The following is an 18,625-nucleotide window of genomic DNA, read 5'->3' as shown; positions in this document are numbered from 1 at the left end:
TTCCACTGTAGTGTTATTCTACTCGCTAAATCTTAAAAAATAGCCATCTGGGTCTAGAACTGCAAATTCATGAGGAAAGATATAATGGTCGCCAACACGAAATTCTCTTTTGGTTAAAGGACGATGAATAGGATAGTTAGACTCGATTACTTTCTGATAGAGTCTAGGGACATCATTGATGCCAAAGGAGATATTGACTCCACGACTAAATGGGTAAGTCAGTTCAATTAATTCATCCTTTGTCCCTTCCTCTAGCATTAGCTGGCAATCTTCAAGAGAAAGGAAGAGAAATTTTTCTTCTGGGCGCTCGTATTCGATGGTAAAACCCAGTAAATCACAGTAGAAGGAACGAGACTGTTCTAGATTCGATACCATAAACTCGGGAATAACTGCATTGTAGTCCATAAAGAAACTCCTTACAATTCAATCTCCAAGACAATTGGTGTATGGTCTTGGCGTGCGCCTGAGTCAATCATGTCTGACTTGATAACCTTGTCTGCTACACGGTTACTTGTGAGCCAGTAGTCGATTCTCCAGCCTGTGTTGTTGATTTTTGAAGTCTTGCTGCGTTGTGCCCACCAAGTGTAGCGCTCTGGAACGTCTCCATGGATATGGCGGAAGGTATCTGTAAATCCTTTGGCTAAAAGTTTTGTAAATCCTTCACGTTCTTCGTCTGTAAATCCTGGTGAACGACGGTTGCTGGCTGGGTTGGCAAGGTCAATTTCCTTGTGGGCAACGTTGTAGTCCCCGGTTGCTAGGACAGGTTTTTGCTTGTCTAGTTGAGCCAAGTACTCCGCATATTTGACATCCCAGACTTGACGATCTTCCAAGCGTTTGAGTCCATCACCAGCGTTTGGTGTGTAAACTTGAGTCACGAAAAATGTATCAAATTCTAAAGTGATGATACGGCCTTCAGAGTCCATGGTAGAAGGTGCACCGATTTCTGGGAAGCTGATAGTTGGAGTGAGTTCTTTCTTATAGAGAAACATGGTTCCAGCATAACCTTTACGAGCAGGTTCTTGAGAGGAACGCCAAGTATTTTCATATCCAGGGAAGAGTTCTTCCAACACCTCGAGGTGTTTTTTAGTAGGACCTTTAGCTGAAAGCTTGGTTTCTTGGATGGCGATAATATCAGCGTCTTCGGCTACCAAGGTTTGGAGGACATCTTGTGATAATTTCGCACGCGCAGAGTCACTCGTGAGTGCAGCGTTTAGGGAATCAATATTCCATGAGATCAGTTTCATAATGTTTACCTTTTCATTCAGATTATAGACAATATTATACCAGAAAAAGAAGTATTTCCCCAGCGTATAGTTTGAAAAATCCAGGTCATTCCTATATAATAGAGAATGATTTATGTAAAAGATTGAAAATAAATGAAATGTTACTCCTTTGAGTATCTTTATCGCTGAATATGACAAAGTTTAAGTTAGTATCATCACCTATGAATAGGAAAAACCTGAGGCAGTCGCCTCAGGTTTCCATTTGTTATTAGAAAGGAATTTTATGTCCATCATCCAAAAACTCTGGTGGTTTTTTAAATTAGAAAAACGCCGTTACCTAGTTGGAATTGTAGCTTTGGTTTTGGTTTCTGTACTAAACCTTATCCCACCTATGGTAATGGGGCGCGTAATCGATGCCATTACTTCGGGACGATTAACACAAGATGAGCTCCTGCTCCATCTCTTTTATCTCCTGCTGGCAGCTTTCGGAATGTACTACCTGCGTTATGTTTGGCGCATGTATATCCTAGGGACCTCCTACCGACTTGGACAAATCATGCGTTCAAGACTATTTGAACACTTTACAAGAATGTCGCCTGCTTTTTATCAGAATTATCGGACTGGGGATTTGATGGCTCACGCAACCAATGATATCAATGCTCTGACTCGTTTAGCAGGTGGTGGTGTCATGATGGCAGTGGATGCCTCTATCACGGCCTTGGTCACTCTGTTGACCATGCTAGTAAGCATTTCTTGGCAGATGACCTTGGTTGCTATTCTACCTTTGCCGTTTATGGCTTATGGGACTAGTCGTCTGGGGAGAAAGACCCATAAGGCTTTTGGCGAATCCCAAGCAGCCTTTTCTGAACTCAACAATAAGGTTCAAGAATCTGTATCGGGTATCAAGGTAACCAAGTCCTTTGGCTATCAATCTGATGAGTTGGCATCTTTCCAGGAAGTCAATGATTTGACCTTCCAAAAGAACTTGCAAACTATGAAATACGATAGTCTCTTTGACCCCATGGTTCTACTCTTTGTTGCTTCTTCCTATGCCTTAACTCTCTTAGTCGGTGCCTTTATGGTGCAAGCAGGACAGGTAACTGTCGGGAACCTTGTCACCTTTATCTCTTACTTGGATATGTTGGTCTGGCCCTTGATGGCTATTGGTTTCCTCTTTAATATTACTCAAAGAGGGAAGGTTTCTTATCAACGAATTGAGAGCATCTTGTCTCAAGAGTCACCTGTCAAAGACCCAGCATCTCCACTTAACGGGATTGAAAATGGGCGCTTAGACTATGCCATTGATCGTTTTGCCTTTGAAGACGAAGAGACGCTGAAAGATATCCATTTTAGCCTCGAAAAAGGGCAAACCTTAGGCTTGGTTGGACAAACTGGTTCAGGGAAAACAGCTTTGATTAAATTGCTCCTACGTGAGTATGACGTTGACAAAGGAGCTATTTATCTAAATGGTCATGACATTCGTGACTATCGACTAGCTGACTTACGTAGTTTGATGGGATACGTTCCACAGGACCAATTTCTCTTTGCTAGTTCTATCATAGAGAATATTTGTTTTGGAAATCCTGACCTACCTTTCTCTGCAGTAGAGAAAGCAACTCAGTTGGCTCAAGTCTATCAAGACATTCAAGCCATGCCTGAGGGGTTTGATACAGTTATCGGGGAAAAAGGTGTTAGTCTATCTGGTGGGCAAAAGCAACGTCTGGCTATGAGTCGGGCTATGATTTTAAATCCTGATATCTTGATTTTAGATGATTCCTTGTCAGCTGTGGATGCTAAGACAGAGTTCGCGATCATCGATAATCTCAAGGAAACTCGCAAAGATAAAACGACTATCATCACTGCCCATCGTCTCAGTGCAGTTGTTCATGCAGATTTGATTTTGGTCATGCAGGATGGTCGCATCATTGAACGAGGTAGGCATGAAGACTTACTAGCCTTGGATGGTTGGTATGCCCAGACCTACCAGTCTCAACAGTTAGAAATGAAAGGAGAAGAAGATGCGGAATAAACAAGAACAATGGGTTGTATTGAAGCGTTTGTTGTCTTATCTTAAGCCCTATGGGGTCCTCACCTTTTTAGCCCTTGCTTTTCTCCTTGCGACGACTGTTGTTAAGAGTATTATCCCCCTAGTAGCTTCGCACTTTATCGACCAGTATCTAAACAATCTCAATCAACTTGCTGTTACAGTTTTGCTAGTTTACTATGGTCTCTACATTCTTCAAACTATTGTCCAATATGTGGGGAATCTCCTTTTTGCGCGCGTGTCCTACAGCATCGTTAGAGATATTCGACGTGATGCCTTTGCCAATATGGAAAAGCTAGGCATGTCTTATTTTGATAAAACACCTGCAGGTTCCATTGTTTCGCGTTTGACCAATGATACTGAGACTATTAGTGATATGTTTTCAGGAATTTTATCCAGCTTTATCTCGGCAGTCTTTATATTCGTGACGACACTTTATACCATGTTAGTTCTGGACTATCGTCTGACTGCTTTAGTCTTGCTCTTTCTGCCTTTGATTATCCTTTTGGTCAATCTCTACCGTAAAAAATCGGTCAAGGTCATTGAAAAAACCAGAAGTCTACTGTCAGATATTAACAGTAAGCTGGCAGAAAATATCGAAGGAATTCGCATTATTCAAGCCTTTAACCAAGAAAAACGCCTGCAAGAAGAGTTTGATGAGATAAACCAGGAACACCTAGTCTATGCTAACCGTTCAGTAGCCTTGGATTCTCTCTTTTTACGTCCAGCTATGAGTTTGTTGAAGCTGTTGGGATATGCGGTTTTGATGGCTTATTTTGGCTATCGCGGACTTTATCTAGGAATAACGGCAGGAACTATGTATGCCTTTATCCAGTACATTAACCGTCTCTTTGATCCGCTCATCGAGGTAACGCAAAACTTTTCTACTCTTCAGACATCCATGGTATCAGCAGGTCGTGTCTTTGCACTGATCGATGAGTCCAACTATGAACCGGTCCAAGAAAATGGCCAATTCAAGATTCAAGAAGGGAATATCCGCTTTGAACATGTGTCCTTCTCTTATGATGGAAAACACCAAATTCTCGATGATATTTCCTTTACCGTCAATAAAGGTGAAACCATTGCCTTTGTCGGTCATACGGGATCGGGAAAATCTTCTATTATCAATGTTCTGATGCGCTTTTATGAATTCCAGTCAGGTCGGGTTCTCCTAGATGGTGTGGATATTCGAGAGTATAGTCAAGAGGAGTTGAGAAAAAACATCGGTTTGGTTCTACAGGACCCCTTCCTCTATCATGGGACCATTAAGTCCAATATCGCCATGTACCAAGATATCAGCGATGACCAAATCAAGGCTGCAGCAGAATTTGTCGATGCAGATTCCTTCATTCAAGATCTTCCTTTAGGTTATGATGCTCCTGTATCTGAGCGTGGTTCGAGTTTTTCAACTGGTCAACGTCAGCTTCTTGCCTTTGCTAGAACTGTTGCCAGTCAACCTAAAATCCTGATTTTGGATGAAGCGACAGCCAATATCGACTCTGAAACAGAAGCTCTGGTCCAAAATTCCCTAGCTAAGATGAGACAAGGTCGGACAACCATTGCCATCGCCCATCGCCTTTCTACCATTCAGGATGCTAACTGTATCTATGTTCTAGATAAGGGACGAATCATCGAAAGTGGAACCCACGAGGAACTCCTAGCATTGGGTGGAACCTATCACAAGATGTATAGTTTGCAGGCAGGGGCTCTTTCCTAAGGAAGAATTCCTTTAAAACACAGATTTCTTGCACTGCCTCTTTCATTTTGTGGTATAATGTAGAATGTTAATAAAGATTATATATAAAAAACAGAGGAGAATGTGCATGCTGAAATGGGATGAGCTACCTCAAGAAATGCAATTGAGCGAGGTAAAACCATACTACCAGCTTGTGTCTAGAAGAAAAGGCTCACTGATTTTCAAGCGTTGTCTAGATTTGTTTCTAGCCGTAGTCTTGTTAATCTTGACCTCCCCCTTATTCCTGATTCTAAGCATCTGGATCAAGCTAGATAGCAAGGGTCCAGTTATTTACAAGCAAGTGCGGGTAACCCAGTACAACCGACATTTCAAAATTTGGAAATTCCGGACTATGGTGACGGATGCGGACAAGAAAGGAAGTCTAGTAACTTCTGCCAATGACAGCCGTATCACCAAGGTTGGAAATTTCATTCGCCGTGTTCGTTTGGATGAACTTCCACAATTGGTCAATGTTCTCAAAGGAGAGATGTCCTTTGTGGGAACTCGTCCAGAAGTACCACGCTATACTGAGCAGTACAGCCCTGAAATGATGGCTACCTTGCTCTTGCCAGCAGGGATTACATCGCTTGCCAGCATTAACTATAAGGACGAGGATGCCATTATTAGTCAAATGACTGCAAAAGGTATGTCGGTCGACCAAGCTTATGTCGAAAGAGTCCTTCCAGAAAAGATGCACTATAATCTAGCCTACCTACGTGATTTTAATTTCTTCGGAGATATCAAAATCATGTTCCAGACTGTATTTGAAGTTTTAAAATAAGTAATCACAAGAGTGAATACAGTAAAAGGAGTAAATCAATGCCAAATTACAATATTCCATTTTCACCACCCGATATTACCGAAGCAGAAATTGCTGAAGTAGCAGATACCCTCCGTTCTGGTTGGATCACAACAGGTCCAAAGACAAAAGAATTGGAGCGTCGTCTATCTGCCTATACTCAGACACCTAAGACAGTCTGCCTCAACTCTGCAACTGCCGCTCTTGAGTTGATTTTGCGTGTTTTGGAAGTGGGACCTGGGGATGAAGTCATCGTTCCAGCTATGACTTATACAGCTTCATGTAGTGTCATCACTCACGTGGGAGCAACACCTGTCATGGTGGATATCCAAGCAGATACGTTTGAAATGGACTATGACTTGCTTGAGCAAGCCATTACTGAAAAGACTAAGGTGATTATTCCGGTTGAGCTTGCAGGGATTGTTTGTGACTATGACCGTTTGTTCCAAGTTGTTGAGAAGAAACGTGACCTCTTTACAGCTACTAGCAAGTGGCAAAAGGCCTTTAACCGTATTGTGATTGTCTCTGATAGTGCTCATGCTTTGGGTTCAACCTATAAAGGACAACCAGCTGGTTCCATTGCAGACTTTACATCATTCTCTTTCCACGCAGTTAAGAACTTCACAACTGCTGAAGGAGGAAGTGCTACTTGGAAAGCTAATCCAGCTATTGATGATGAAGAAATGTACAAGGAATTCCAAATCCTATCTCTTCATGGTCAAACTAAAGATGCTCTTGCCAAGATGCAACTAGGTTCATGGGAATACGATATCGTAACACCTGCCTACAAGTGCAACATGACGGATATCATGGCTTCAATTGGTTTGGTACAATTGGATCGTTATCCTGGCTTGCTTCAACGTCGTAAAGAAATCGTAACTTGCTATGACCGTGGATTTGCAGGAACTCGTATTCACCCATTGGCTCATAAGACAGATACTGTAGAATCTTGTCGTCACCTTTACGTTACCCATGTAGAAGGAGCAAGTCTCGAACAACGCAATCAAATTATCCAAGAATTGGCCAAAGCTGGAATCGCAAGTAACGTTCACTACAAACCGCTTCCTCTTTTGACAGCCTATAAGAATCTAGGATTTGACATGGCTGATTATCCACGAGCTTATGCTTTCTTTGTAAATGAAATTACACTACCACTTCACACGAAATTAACGGATGAAGAAGTAGATTATATCATTGAAACTTTTGTCAGAGTTTCTGAAGAAGTTCTAGGCGCTTCAGAAAAATAATTAAAAAAATTAGTAAAAAATTAGTGAAAACGGTTGACAAAGAAAAAACAATAACATATAATTAACTCAACAAATCAGAAAAGTAATTATTTTTGATCTTCAGGGAGCCTGTGGTTACTGTGAACAGGTGGTTGAAACTAGTGAAATTGGGCTGATTTTAAAAGTGAATTTGAAACAATGAAAATTCGGTAGGCACACCTTACAGTGCAACTTGTTGTTAGACAAGGCAGAGATGTAAAGGGGATATTCTCTTTACAATTGAGGTGGTACCGCGTTACAAACGCCCTCACATGGAAGTAAATTCCGTGTGTGGGCTTTTTTCTTATCTTGGAAACAGTAGAAAAGAGGAATCTTATGACAACTAAAGGTTATTTTGGAAAATTTGGTGGTAGTTTTGTACCAGAACCAATTCAGGCTTTATTAGATGAGTTGGAAGTGACTTTTGATAAATACAAGGATGATCCAGAATTTTTGGCAGAATATCGTCATTACTTGAAAGATTATTCAGGTCGTGAGACTCCGCTCTATTTTGCAGAAAGTTTGACGGATTATCTAGGAGGTGCTAAGATCTATCTCAAACGTGAAGATCTTAACCACCTTGGTTCACACAAACTTAACAATGTCCTTGGACAGATTCTTCTTGCTAAACGCATGGGTAAAAAACGTGTGATTGCAGAGACAGGAGCTGGCCAGCACGGTGTTGCGACAGCTGCTGCAGCAGCCAAATTTGGTATGGCCTGTGATGTCTACATGGGGGCAGAAGATGTGGAACGTCAACGTCTCAACGTCTTCCGTATGGAGATGATGGGAGCAACTGTTCATGCAGTTGAAACGGGAACACGTACTCTGAAGGATGCGGTCGATGCAGCCTTTGGTGCGTGGATGAATGACCTTGAAGCTTTCTACGTTTTAGGTTCAGCTGTAGGACCTCACCCTTATCCAACGATTGTTCATGAATTCCAAAAAGTTATTAGTGAAGAGTCTCGACGTCAGATCTTGGAAAAAGAAGGACGTTTGCCAGACTACGTCATTGCCTGTGTGGGTGGTGGTTCTAATGCCATTGGTGCCTTTTCACAGTATGTAGCTGATGAAGATGTTAAATTGGTTGGGGTAGAAGCTGCTGGTCACGGTTTAGATACCGATAAACACGCGGCAACAATGACCAAGGGTAGTGTAGGGATTGTCGATGGAATGAAAACCTATGCAGTCTTTGGTGAAGATGGAAATGTTGCACCTGTTTACTCTATCTCTGCTGGTTTAGACTATCCAGGGGTTGGACCAGAACACGCCTTCTTTAAAGACTCTGGTCGTGTAGAATATGTTGCAGCGACTGATGAAGAAGCTGTCCAAGCCTTGCTTTTACTTAGCAAGACTGAAGGAATTATCCCAGCTATTGAAAGCTCCCATGCTATCGCAGAAGCAGTCAAACGAGCACCAAAACTAAGTAAAGATGAGATTATCGTCATCAATGTCTCTGGTCGTGGAGACAAGGACGTAGCTGCTATTGCAGACTACCTTGAAGCTAAAAAATAAAAGATGGAAAAGATACAGAGATTTCTCTCACAGAGAGCTTGTGGTTGCTGAAAACAAGCAGAGAAAGCTGTAAGATTGGGTCCATCTGAAATGAGAGAAGAAAACATAATTCTCAAGGGAGTGCCCTTTATCGCACGACCTGTTACAGGAGTTATCTGAGACAGGAATGAGAGATAGGAGAAATCCTATAATTGAGGTGGCACCGCGAATTTCGTCCTCACGCAAGTTATTTTGCGTGGGGATTTTTATATATTTACCTCAGATATTGCGATTCATTTTTTAAATATTTTCAATAAATAGAACGTTATAGAATATTTACGAACGAAGTGAGTTTCTAAAAGATGTTTCCCGCCATGGTGGTATCCTAGAGAAGCAAAGATGCTTCTCTAGGACGGAATTTTTGAGACATATGGCTCAAAAAATTAGGGATGAAATTTCGGAGAAAGTTGCTCCCGTCCGCACTATTTAAGGGAAATAGAAAAAGGTAAGAAATTAAGACTAAAAGTCTATAAATTATTGACTGAAAGGGAAAATACAATGGAACGAATCATTCATGGAGATGTTTTATCACCAATCTTGGCGTATATGCGCTTGAACGGACAATACAAGGTCATACTTGAAAGTATCCCAAGAGAAAAGGAAAATGCTCGATTTTCTATCTTGGCCTATAATCCAGTTTTTGAGATTAAGTTTGAGAATGGAGTTCTTTATCAAAATGGCCAAGTGATTGATCGTGACCCATTGGATTTCCTTTATGAGGTGACACAAAAGAGTCAGCATCATTCAGACCTACCTTTTGGTGGTGGAGCGATTGGCTTTGTTGGTTACGACATGATTTCTCTTTACGAAGAGATTGGCCAGCTTCCTGAGGATACGATTGGGACGCCAGATATGCATTTCTTTGTTTACGAGAGTTATATGGTATTTGACCACAAGAAAGAAAAAATTCATATCATCGAGGATGCTCTTTACAGTGATCGAAGCAATGAAGAACTAGAAGCGGCTTTGGATCAAGCTTTAGAGGAGTTAAAAATCCCAGCATCAAATGAATTTGAAGATTTGGACCTTTCTCCACTTCAGTTTAGACCACATATCGCTCCTCAGAAATTTGAAGAAATGGTAGAAACAGCTCGCGACTTGATTCGTAACGGAGATATGTTCCAATGCGTGCTCAGTCAGCGTTTCTCAGCAGAAGTAACTGGAAATCCTTTTGACTTCTACAGAAATCTCCGAGTAACAAATCCATCAAATTACCTATACTTTTATGACTTTGGAGATTATCAAATCATCGGTGCCAGTCCTGAGAGTTTGGTTTCCGTAAAAAACGGCATTGTAACAACCAATCCGATTGCAGGTACGGGACCTAGAGGTGCCAATGACGAGGAAGATGCAGCATTAGCTAGTAATCTACTTTCTGATGAAAAGGAGACGGCAGAACACCGAATGCTAGTGGACCTAGGACGCAATGATATCGGTAGAATTGCTGAAACAGCAAGTGTCCAAGTAACCAAGTATATGGAAGTGGAACTTTTCCGCTATGTCATGCATTTGACCAGCGTAGTTAAAGGACGTTTGTTACCAGAACTCACTGCCATGGATGCCTTGAAGGCGACTCTTCCGGCAGGAACAGTATCGGGGGCCCCTAAGATTCGGGCCATGAAACGCATCTATGAGTTGGAAACAGAGAAGCGAGGCGTTTATGCCGGAGCTATCGGCTACCTTTCAGCAACTGGAGATATGGACTTTGCCATTGCAATTCGAACCATGATTCTAAAAAATAAAACAGCCTATGTGCAGGCTGGAGCAGGAATTGTTTATGATTCTATCGCCCAAAACGAATACCAAGAAACCATTAACAAAGCTAAATCTATGACTAGAATGGGAGAACTAAGACCATGATTTTATTGATTGATAATTATGATTCATTTACCTATAACTTGGCTCAATATATTGGGAATTTCGCAGAAGTTCAGGTTTTGAGAAATGATGATCCAAACCTTTATGAAGAAGCTACAAAGGCAGATGGGCTGGTCTTTTCTCCCGGTCCAGGTTGGCCAGCTGATGCTGGGAAGATGGAAGAAGTGATTCGTGATTTTGCAGGTAAGAAACCGATTCTAGGGATTTGTTTGGGGCACCAAGCCATCGCAGAAGTCTTTGGTGGCAAGTTGGGCTTGGCTCCAAAAGTCATGCATGGCAAGCAGAGTCAGATTCGATTTGAGACTCCATCCGTTCTCTATCAAGGAATCGAGGATAATCGTCCAGTCATGCGTTACCACAGTATTTTAATTGAAGAGATGCCAGAAGAGTTTGAAGTGACAGCTCGTTCGACAGATGACCAAGCCATTATGGGGATTCAACACAAAACCTTGCCGATTTATGGCTTGCAGTATCATCCAGAAAGTATTGGAACGCCAGATGGCCTATCTTCTATTCAGAATTTTATCGAGAAAGTTGTAAAGTGAGGAAGACAAAATGAAAGAAATTATTGAAAAATTAGCGAACTTTGAAGATTTATCAAGTGTGGAAATGACAGATGTGATCGAACGCATCGTGACAGGGCGAGTGACAGAAGCACAAATTGCATCACTTCTTTTAGCTCTCAAGATGAAGGGAGAAACACCTGAAGAAAGAACAGCCCTCGCTCAAGTCATGAGAGGACATGCTCAACACATTCCAACCAACATTCAAGATGCTATGGATAACTGCGGTACAGGTGGAGATAAGTCATTTAGCTTCAACATTTCTACAACTGCAGCCTTTGTCTTGGCTGGTGGCGGCATTCATATGGCCAAACATGGAAATCGTTCTATCTCTTCTAAATCTGGTTCAGCAGATGTCTTGCAAGCTTTGGGAATCAATATCGACCTTAAACCATCACAATTGGGTAAGGTATTTGATCAAACAGGTATTGTCTTTCTCTTTGCCAAAAACATGCACCCAGCTATGAAATATATTATGCCGGCACGCTTGGAGTTGGGAATTCCAACCATCATGAATTTGACAGGACCGCTCATCCATCCAATGATTTTGGAAACACAGCTTCTAGGAATCAGTCGTCCTGAACTTCTGGAAAGTACTGCTCAGGTCTTGAAAAACATGGGTCGCAAACGTGCCATTGTAGTAGCTGGTCCAGAAGGATTGGATGAAGCTGGTTTGAATGGAACTACCAGCATTGCCCTTCTTGAAAATGGTGAAATTACTTTATCAACCTTTACTCCAGAAGATTTGGGAATGGAACGCATTGCTATTGAAGACATTCGTGGAGGAAATGCTCATGAGAATGCAGCCATTCTTGTCAGTGTTCTTAATAACGAACCAAGTCCATTCTTGGAAACAACAGTCTTAAATGCAGGTCTCGGATTCTACGCCAATGGGAAAGCAGACAGTATCAAGGACGGAGTTGAATTGGCACGTCAAGTGATTGCCAGTGGTAAGGCCCTTGAAAAACTCAGACTACTACAGGAGTACCAAAGATGAGTCAGGAATTTTTATCACGTATCCTAGAGCAAAAGGCGCGTGAAGTTGAAAAGATGGAGCGAGAGGAGCTTCAATCCTTGCGTCAAACTTATCGATTGAGTGAATATTTAAAAAATCACCAAGACCGTTTGCAAATCATTGCTGAGGTCAAAAAGGCAAGTCCAAGTCTAGGTGATATCAATCTTGATGTGGATATCGTAAAACAGGCCCAGACTTACGAGGCTAACGGAGCAGTTATGATTTCTGTTCTGACAGATGAAGTTTTCTTCAAAGGTCATTTGGAGTACCTTCGTGAGATTTCTAGTCAGGTACAGATCCTGACACTGAATAAGGATTTTATTATCGATGAAAAGCAAATCATCCGTGCTCGCAATGCAGGTGCGACCGTCATCTTGCTCATCGTAGCGGCCTTATCTGAAAAACGACTCAAGGAGCTTTATGACTACGCGACAGATCTTGGTCTAGAAGTTTTGGTGGAAACTCATAATCTTGCTGAACTGGAAGTGGCTCATAGACTTGGAGCTCAAATTATCGGTGTCAACAATCGCAACTTGACCACCTTTGAAGTCGACTTACAGACCAGTGTAGACTTGGCCAAATATTTCAAGGATGATTGCTTCTACATTTCCGAATCTGCTATTTTTACAGAGGAGGATGCAAAACGAGTAGCACCATACTTTAACGGAATTTTGGTGGGAACAGCTCTCATGCAAGCTGAAGATGTAGCCCAGAGAATCAAGGAGTTGCAGATTGACAAAGGTTAAGATTTGTGGACTATCGACCAAAGAAGCCGTAAAAACAACTGTGTCGGCTGGTGCAGACTACATTGGTTTTGTCTTTGCTCCTAGCAAAAGACAGGTGACCGTAGAACAAGCCATAGAGCTGGCTAAGTTTATTCCTAGCCATATTCAAAAAGTTGGAGTATTTGTTTCACCCAGTCGGGTAGAACTGTTAGAAGCGGTAGACAAAGTTGGTTTGGATTTTGTACAAGTTCACGGTCAGGTAGTAGATAAACTATTTGAAAATTTACCTTGTGGTAGCATTCAGGCTGTTCAGGTCGATGAAGGGGGGCATGTACCCAATTCTCAGGCAGATTATCTACTCTTTGATGCACCTGTCGCAGGAAGTGGTCAAACATTTGACTGGGGGCGACTGGATACGACAGAACTGGCCCAGCCTTTCTTCATCGCAGGCGGGCTAAATGAGGACAATGTAGCAAGAGCAATTCAGCATTTCTATCCCTTTGCAGTAGATGTATCAAGTGGGGTAGAGACAGACGGACAAAAAGATCATGAAAAGATAAGAAGATTTATAGAGAGGGTAAAACATGGCATATCAAGAACCAAATAAAGATGGATTTTACGGAAAATTCGGTGGACGCTTTGTCCCAGAAACATTGATGACAGCAGTATTGGAGTTAGAAGAGGCTTATCGTGAAAGTCAGGCAGATCCAAGTTTCCAAGAGGAGTTAAACCAACTTTTGCGCCAATATGTAGGTCGTGAAACACCTCTTTACTACGCAAAAAACTTGACCCAGCATATCGGCGGAGCCAAGATTTACCTTAAACGTGAAGACCTCAACCATACAGGCGCCCACAAGATTAACAATGCCTTAGGACAAGTTTTACTGGCTAAACGCATGGGCAAGAAGAAAATTATCGCTGAGACAGGTGCTGGTCAACACGGTGTGGCAACTGCAACAGCTGCAGCTCTCTTCAACATGGAATGTACTATCTACATGGGCGAGGAAGATGTCAAACGCCAAGCCCTCAATGTTTTCCGCATGGAGCTTTTAGGAGCTAAGGTAGAGGCTGTGACAGATGGTTCGCGCGTGCTCAAGGATGCGGTCAATGCAGCCCTTCGTTCTTGGGTTGCAAATATCGATGATACCCACTATATCCTTGGTTCTGCCTTGGGGCCCCATCCTTTCCCAGAAATTGTTCGTGATTTCCAAAGTGTTATCGGAAGAGAAGCCAAACAACAGTACCGTGAATTGACAGGTGAAAATTTACCAGATGCCCTAGTAGCCTGTGTTGGTGGTGGCTCTAATGCCATCGGACTCTTCCATCCATTTGTGGAAGATGAGGCAGTAGCTATGTATGGTGCTGAAGCAGCAGGACTCGGTGTGGATACAGAGCACCACGCAGCTACCTTGACCAAGGGTCGTCCGGGTGTCCTTCACGGTTCTCTCATGGATGTGCTCCAAGATGCCCATGGTCAAATTCTTGAAGCCTTCTCTATCTCAGCAGGTTTGGACTATCCAGGTATCGGTCCAGAGCATTCCCATTACCACGATATCAAGCGTGCGACTTATGTGCCAGTGACAGATGAGGAAGCCTTGGAAGGATTTCAACTTTTGTCTCGTGTGGAAGGAATTATCCCAGCTTTGGAATCTAGCCATGCCATCGCCTTTGCGGTGAAATTAGCCAAAGAACTTGGACCAGAAAAGTCTATGATTGTCTGCCTATCAGGTCGTGGGGACAAGGATGTGGTTCAAGTCAAGGACCGTTTGGAAGCAGATGCAGCAAAGAAGGGAGAAGCTCATGCCTAAGACACTAACAGAAAAATTAAACGCTATAAAAGCAGCTGGAAAAGGAATTTTTGTTCCCTATATCATGGCTGGAGACCATGAGAAAGGTTTGGATGGACTCGGAGAAACAATACACTTTTTAGAAGATTTGGGTGTTTCGGCTATTGAAGTGGGTATTCCCTTTTCAGACCCTGTTGCAGATGGACCTGTTATCGAAGAAGCTGGCTTGCGCAGTCTAGCCCACGGGACCTCTACCCAGGCTTTGGTTGAAACCTTGAAAACCATTGAAACAGAGGTTCCACTTGTCATCATGACCTACTTTAACCCCCTCTTTCAGTATGGTGTGGAGAAATTGGTTAAAGATCTTGCTGATACAGCAGTCAAGGGCTTGATTATTCCGGATCTCCCTCATGAGCATGCTAATTTTGTAGAGCCCTTCTTGGCAGGTACAGACATTGCTTTGATTCCCTTAGTTAGTTTGACAACAGGAATTGAGCGTCAAAAAGAACTCATTGAAGGGGCAGAAGGATTTGTCTATGCCGTTGCTATCAATGGAGTGACAGGGAAGTCAGGAAATTACCGATCTGACTTGGACAAGCACTTGTCTCAACTTCATCAAGTAGCTGATATTTCAGTCTTGACAGGATTTGGTGTATCCACACAGGCTGATGTGGAACGCTTCAATACTGTATCAGACGGTGTTATCGTCGGTTCCAAGATTGTTAAGGCTCTGCATGAAGGACAAGTAGCAGAAATCGCTGACTTTATCCGAGAAGCAGTAGCTTACCAAAAATAATCGCGCAAGCAGCAAGTAAGAGGAAAGGCACAAAAGGAAGTCTTTCCTTTTTCTTTAGCAGGAGAAAGGCTAGAATGCCGGTTGTGGAGGCAAATTGAATGAGAATCAGTATTTCGGTAAGACTAAAAACAAGAGCACAGGAAGCAAGAAAGAGAAAATCACCTGCTCCTATACGGATATCGATAACATGGGCAATGATTCCAAGAATCAAGAAGAAAGCCATGATTAGATTCCAACCACAGCATACCATGAGGACTAGGTGGAAAGTCAGCCAGACTAGCAAGGGATATTCTTGATGGCGGACGTCGTAAATACCTAAAGTCAAGCCAGTGGTGATCAAAATGACTTGACCTAAAGTTAGAAATCCTAAAGAAAAAGTTAAAAAGAGCAATCCCAATCCCAACTCAAAGAGGGCATACCAGAAAGGGTAGTGGACCTTGCAGTAGCTACAGCGAAAGCGATTGAATATCTGGGACACAATCGGAATCAAATCCAGTGGTCTCAAACGAGTCTGGCAAGAATCACAGTGACTTGCAGGTAAGACGATGGATTGTTCCGGGAAGCGATCGATGACTAAACCTAGAAAGGAAGCAAGAATCGTTCCAACAAGAAAAAAATAAAGATGAATCATACTTATTTATTCGGAAAAAATAAGAGAAAGAGTATAATAGTTGGATATAGGAGAAGTTTTAGGATCAAATATGAAAATTCACTTTGAAAAAGGACTTCAGTTAGAAAATGCCCAACTCATTTGTCAGTGGTCTAATGCTTTGGGAAAAAGTTTCCAGAAGCAATGGATGGGTCCCAAAATTTCTTATCCCTTGAATGCCCAAACCTTACAAAAGCTGGAAGGAATTTTTTCCATTTTTGTTGGAGAAGAGTTTGTAGGCATCATCCAGAAAATCAAACTAGAAGATAAAAATCTTCATATTGGAAGATTTCTCATAGCTCCACATAAGCAGGGGAAAGGATTAGGTAGAAAAGCTTTTCAAGGTTTCGTTCAAGAAATGTTTGAAAATGAAGAAATAGAGAGTATTTCCCTAACGGTTTTTGAGTCAAATCAAAGAGCCAAAAATCTCTACCACAAAGAGGGATTTGAAGTTGTTCAAACCATTGAAGTTCCAGAACGTAAATACATAATGAGAAAATCTAGGTAAGGACTAGATGATACCAAGAACTGTCCCCTTACAATTTTTAATTCTCAAACTTGTTGCAGAGAAATTTTCTTGATAAAATAGATACATGACTAGATATAAAGCTATAATTTCTTATGATGGCTACGACTTTGCTGGTTTTCAGCGGCAACCTCACGCGCGTAGTGTCCAAGAGGAAATTGAAAAAACTTTAACCAAATTAAATAAAGGACAAGCCATTACCATTCATGGCGCTGGGCGAACGGACAGTGGCGTTCATGCTTTAGGCCAGGTCATCCATTTTGACCTTCCCTATCAGATGGATGAGGAAAAACTTCGTTTTGCTCTTGATACCCAAAGTCCTGAAGATATCGATGTGATTTCGATTGAGATAGTGGCCGATGATTTTCATTGCCGTTATGCCAAGCATAGCAAGACCTATGAGTTTATTGTAGATAGAGGACGTCCTAAAAATCCCATGCGTCGCCATTATGCGACTCATTATCCTTATCCACTAGATGTGGAGCGGATGCAACTTGCTGTAAAAAAACTAGAGGGAACACATGACTTTACTGGTTTTACGGCATCAGGGACTAGTGTGGAAGACAAGGTAAGAACGATCACAGAAGCTAGTCTTAGGGTTGATGAAACAGGGCAGTTTTTGACCTTTACCTTCTCAGGCAATGGTTTCCTCTATAAGCAGATTCGAAATATGGTTGGAACTCTGTTGAAAATTGGCAACAATCGAATGCCGATTGAACAGATTGACCTCATCTTGGAGAAAAAAGACAGACAGTTGGCAGGTCCAACTGCAGCGCCTAATGGTTTGTATTTAAAGGAGATTCGTTATGAAGAATAATCGTATTTTAGCACTTTCAGGAAATGATATTTTTAGTGGTGGTGGATTGGCAGCAGACCTTGCCACCTACACCTTGAATGGCTTGCATGGTTTTGTAGCTATGACTTGTTTAACTGCTTTGACGGAAAATGGTTTTGAGATCTTCCCAACAGATGAGACTATTTTCCAACAACAGTTGGATAGCCTCAAGAGCGTAGACTTTGGAGGAATTAAGATTGGCCTCTTACCGACTGTTGGTGTTGCTGAGAAAGCCTTAAATTTCATCAAGGAAAGATCAGGGGTTCCAGTGGTCTTAGACCCTGTATTGGTTTGTAAGGAAACACACGACGTTGCAGTCAGTGAGCTTTGTCAAGAGTTGATTCGCTTTTTCCCTTATGTATCTGTGATTACTCCGAATCTTCCTGAGGCGGAGTTGCTTGCAGACCAAAAGATTGAAAGTCTGGAAGATATGAAGGCTGCAGCGCAGAAATTACATGACTTGGGTGCACCAGCAGTGATTATCAAGGGTGGAAATCGCCTCAGTCAGGATAAGGCTGTGGATGTCTTTTATGATGGGGAGAATTTCACTATTCTTGAAAATCCAGTCATCCAAGGACAAAATGCTGGTGCAGGATGTACCTTTGCGTCAAGCATTGCTAGTCAGTTAGTCAAGGGAGAGGAACTATTACCAGCAATTGAAACTTCCAAAGCCTTTGTTTACCGTGCCATTGCACAAGCAGATCAATATGGAGTGAGACAGTATGAAGCAAACCAAAACAACTAAAATTGCCCTATTATCTATACTAACTGCTCTATCAGTAGTTTTAGGTTATATTGTAAAAATCCCAACTCAAGCAGGAATCTTAACTCTTTTAGATGCAGGAATCTTCTTTACCGCTTTTTATTATGGGCGCCGTGAAGGAGCCATCGTTGGGGGTCTAGGAGGTTTCCTCATTGACCTGATTTCAGGTTACCCTCACTGGATGTTCTTCAGCTTGCTTTTCCATGGTCTGCAGGGATATTTTGCAGGTTTTAAAGGAAAATGGCAGGGGCTTGGATTAGTTTTGGCGACTATCATCATGGTAGCTGGATATGCATGTGCGACTGCTTGGATGAAAGGTTGGGGGCAAGCCTGGTTAGATGTCCCTCACAATCTGTTACAGAATTTTGTTGGGATGGTTGTTGGGTATCTTCTATATCGGAGTATCAAGAACATTAGTAAGCAGTAAAAATAGTCTTCCATGGCAACTATTGAAAAAACTCTGATAAT

19 protein-coding genes and 2 other annotated features are annotated in these 18,625 nt (G+C 42.1%); of the genes, 16 read left to right on the top strand and 3 right to left on the bottom strand.

The genetic code is table 11. The annotated features are described in order from the left end of the window. Positions 1–18: 18 nt before the first annotated feature. Positions 19–405, bottom strand: a complete 387-nt coding sequence (locus QM917_RS00375; RefSeq protein WP_414284262.1) for a bleomycin resistance protein — start codon at positions 403–405, stop codon at positions 19–21. 11 nt (positions 406–416) lie between these two features. Further along, positions 417–1,244: an exodeoxyribonuclease III gene (locus QM917_RS00370; protein WP_414284260.1), complete on the bottom strand. Its 828-nt coding sequence runs from the start codon at positions 1,242–1,244 to the stop codon at positions 417–419. Positions 1,245–1,506: 262 nt separating this feature from the next. Here QM917_RS00370 and QM917_RS00365 point away from each other — a divergent pair, with 262 nt between their 5' ends. The 12 genes from QM917_RS00365 (at position 1,507) to trpA (ending at position 15,384) form a co-directional block, all read left to right on the top strand. Further along, positions 1,507–3,252, top strand: a complete 1,746-nt coding sequence (locus QM917_RS00365; RefSeq protein WP_414284258.1) for an ABC transporter ATP-binding protein — start codon at positions 1,507–1,509, stop codon at positions 3,250–3,252. Next, positions 3,242–4,984, top strand: coding sequence for an ABC transporter ATP-binding protein (locus tag QM917_RS00360; protein WP_414284257.1), 1,743 nt, complete (start codon positions 3,242–3,244; stop codon positions 4,982–4,984). The genes QM917_RS00365 and QM917_RS00360 overlap by 11 nt, the downstream gene beginning before the upstream one ends. Before the next feature lie 106 nt (positions 4,985–5,090). Further along, positions 5,091–5,783, top strand: a complete 693-nt coding sequence (locus QM917_RS00355; protein ID WP_301559471.1) for a sugar transferase — start codon at positions 5,091–5,093, stop codon at positions 5,781–5,783. A gap of 38 nt (positions 5,784–5,821) precedes the next feature. Beyond that, positions 5,822–7,048 (top strand): DegT/DnrJ/EryC1/StrS family aminotransferase, encoded by a 1,227-nt coding sequence (locus QM917_RS00350; RefSeq protein ID WP_414276446.1) that lies wholly within the window; start codon positions 5,822–5,824, stop codon positions 7,046–7,048. Between the two features lie 60 nt (positions 7,049–7,108). Continuing rightward, positions 7,109–7,339: a binding site (T-box leader), on the top strand. Between the two features lie 63 nt (positions 7,340–7,402). Beyond that, positions 7,403–8,581 (top strand): tryptophan synthase subunit beta, encoded by a 1,179-nt coding sequence (trpB, locus tag QM917_RS00345; protein ID WP_414284255.1) that lies wholly within the window; start codon positions 7,403–7,405, stop codon positions 8,579–8,581. Beyond that, positions 8,572–8,803 (top strand) — a binding site (T-box leader). It overlaps the preceding gene by 10 nt. 315 nt (positions 8,804–9,118) lie before the next feature. After that, positions 9,119–10,480 carry an anthranilate synthase component I gene (trpE, locus tag QM917_RS00340; RefSeq protein ID WP_414284254.1) on the top strand — a complete coding sequence of 454 codons (1,362 nt, stop codon included), beginning with the start codon at positions 9,119–9,121 and terminating at the stop codon, positions 10,478–10,480. Further along, positions 10,477–11,043, top strand: coding sequence for an aminodeoxychorismate/anthranilate synthase component II (locus QM917_RS00335; protein WP_248035972.1), 567 nt, complete (start codon positions 10,477–10,479; stop codon positions 11,041–11,043). The genes trpE and QM917_RS00335 overlap by 4 nt, the downstream gene beginning before the upstream one ends. 10 nt (positions 11,044–11,053) lie before the next feature. Next, a complete protein-coding gene (gene trpD, locus QM917_RS00330) occupies positions 11,054–12,058 on the top strand; it encodes an anthranilate phosphoribosyltransferase (RefSeq protein WP_414284252.1) in 1,005 nt (334 codons plus the stop codon). Beyond that, a complete protein-coding gene (gene trpC, locus QM917_RS00325) occupies positions 12,055–12,822 on the top strand; it encodes an indole-3-glycerol phosphate synthase TrpC (protein WP_281335316.1) in 768 nt (255 codons plus the stop codon). The genes trpD and trpC overlap by 4 nt, the downstream gene beginning before the upstream one ends. Further along, positions 12,809–13,408: a phosphoribosylanthranilate isomerase gene (locus QM917_RS00320; RefSeq protein WP_414284251.1), complete on the top strand. Its 600-nt coding sequence runs from the start codon at positions 12,809–12,811 to the stop codon at positions 13,406–13,408. The genes trpC and QM917_RS00320 overlap by 14 nt, the downstream gene beginning before the upstream one ends. Next, entirely contained in the window at positions 13,386–14,609 is a 1,224-nt protein-coding gene (gene trpB / locus QM917_RS00315; RefSeq protein ID WP_153225489.1) for a tryptophan synthase subunit beta, read from the top strand. The genes QM917_RS00320 and trpB (QM917_RS00315) overlap by 23 nt, the downstream gene beginning before the upstream one ends. Beyond that, complete coding sequence (gene trpA, locus QM917_RS00310) at positions 14,602–15,384, top strand: tryptophan synthase subunit alpha (protein WP_414284250.1); 783 nt, start codon at positions 14,602–14,604, stop codon at positions 15,382–15,384. Before trpB (QM917_RS00315) ends, trpA begins: the two co-directional genes overlap by 8 nt. Here the strand turns inward: trpA and QM917_RS00305 are convergent. Then, on the bottom strand, positions 15,353–16,015 hold the full coding sequence (locus tag QM917_RS00305) for a prepilin peptidase (RefSeq protein ID WP_414284248.1): 663 nt from the start codon (positions 16,013–16,015) through the stop codon (positions 15,353–15,355). The two genes, trpA and QM917_RS00305, sit on opposite strands and share 32 nt — an antisense overlap. A 70-nt stretch (positions 16,016–16,085) precedes the next feature. Here QM917_RS00305 and QM917_RS00300 point away from each other — a divergent pair, with 70 nt between their 5' ends. The 4 genes from QM917_RS00300 to QM917_RS00285 all read left to right on the top strand — a co-directional run bounded on the left by QM917_RS00300 (position 16,086) and on the right by QM917_RS00285 (position 18,584). Further along, positions 16,086–16,541 (top strand): GNAT family N-acetyltransferase, encoded by a 456-nt coding sequence (locus QM917_RS00300; RefSeq protein WP_414284372.1) that lies wholly within the window; start codon positions 16,086–16,088, stop codon positions 16,539–16,541. An 85-nt stretch (positions 16,542–16,626) separates the two neighbouring features. Beyond that, positions 16,627–17,376: a tRNA pseudouridine(38-40) synthase TruA gene (truA, locus tag QM917_RS00295; protein WP_414284246.1), complete on the top strand. Its 750-nt coding sequence runs from the start codon at positions 16,627–16,629 to the stop codon at positions 17,374–17,376. Beyond that, on the top strand, positions 17,366–18,139 hold the full coding sequence (locus QM917_RS00290; protein ID WP_414284244.1) for a bifunctional hydroxymethylpyrimidine kinase/phosphomethylpyrimidine kinase: 774 nt from the start codon (positions 17,366–17,368) through the stop codon (positions 18,137–18,139). Before truA ends, QM917_RS00290 begins: the two co-directional genes overlap by 11 nt. Further along, the gene (locus QM917_RS00285) at positions 18,117–18,584 is read left to right on the top strand and encodes an ECF transporter S component (RefSeq protein WP_414284242.1); all 468 of its coding nucleotides are present in this window, start codon (positions 18,117–18,119) and stop codon (positions 18,582–18,584) included. Before QM917_RS00290 ends, QM917_RS00285 begins: the two co-directional genes overlap by 23 nt. Positions 18,585–18,625 lie beyond the last annotated feature (41 nt).

This window comes from Streptococcus infantis (genome assembly GCF_047460685.1).
Lineage (GTDB): Bacteria > Bacillota > Bacilli > Lactobacillales > Streptococcaceae > Streptococcus > Streptococcus infantis_AD.
This window is presented reverse-complemented; position numbering and strand designations above follow the sequence as displayed.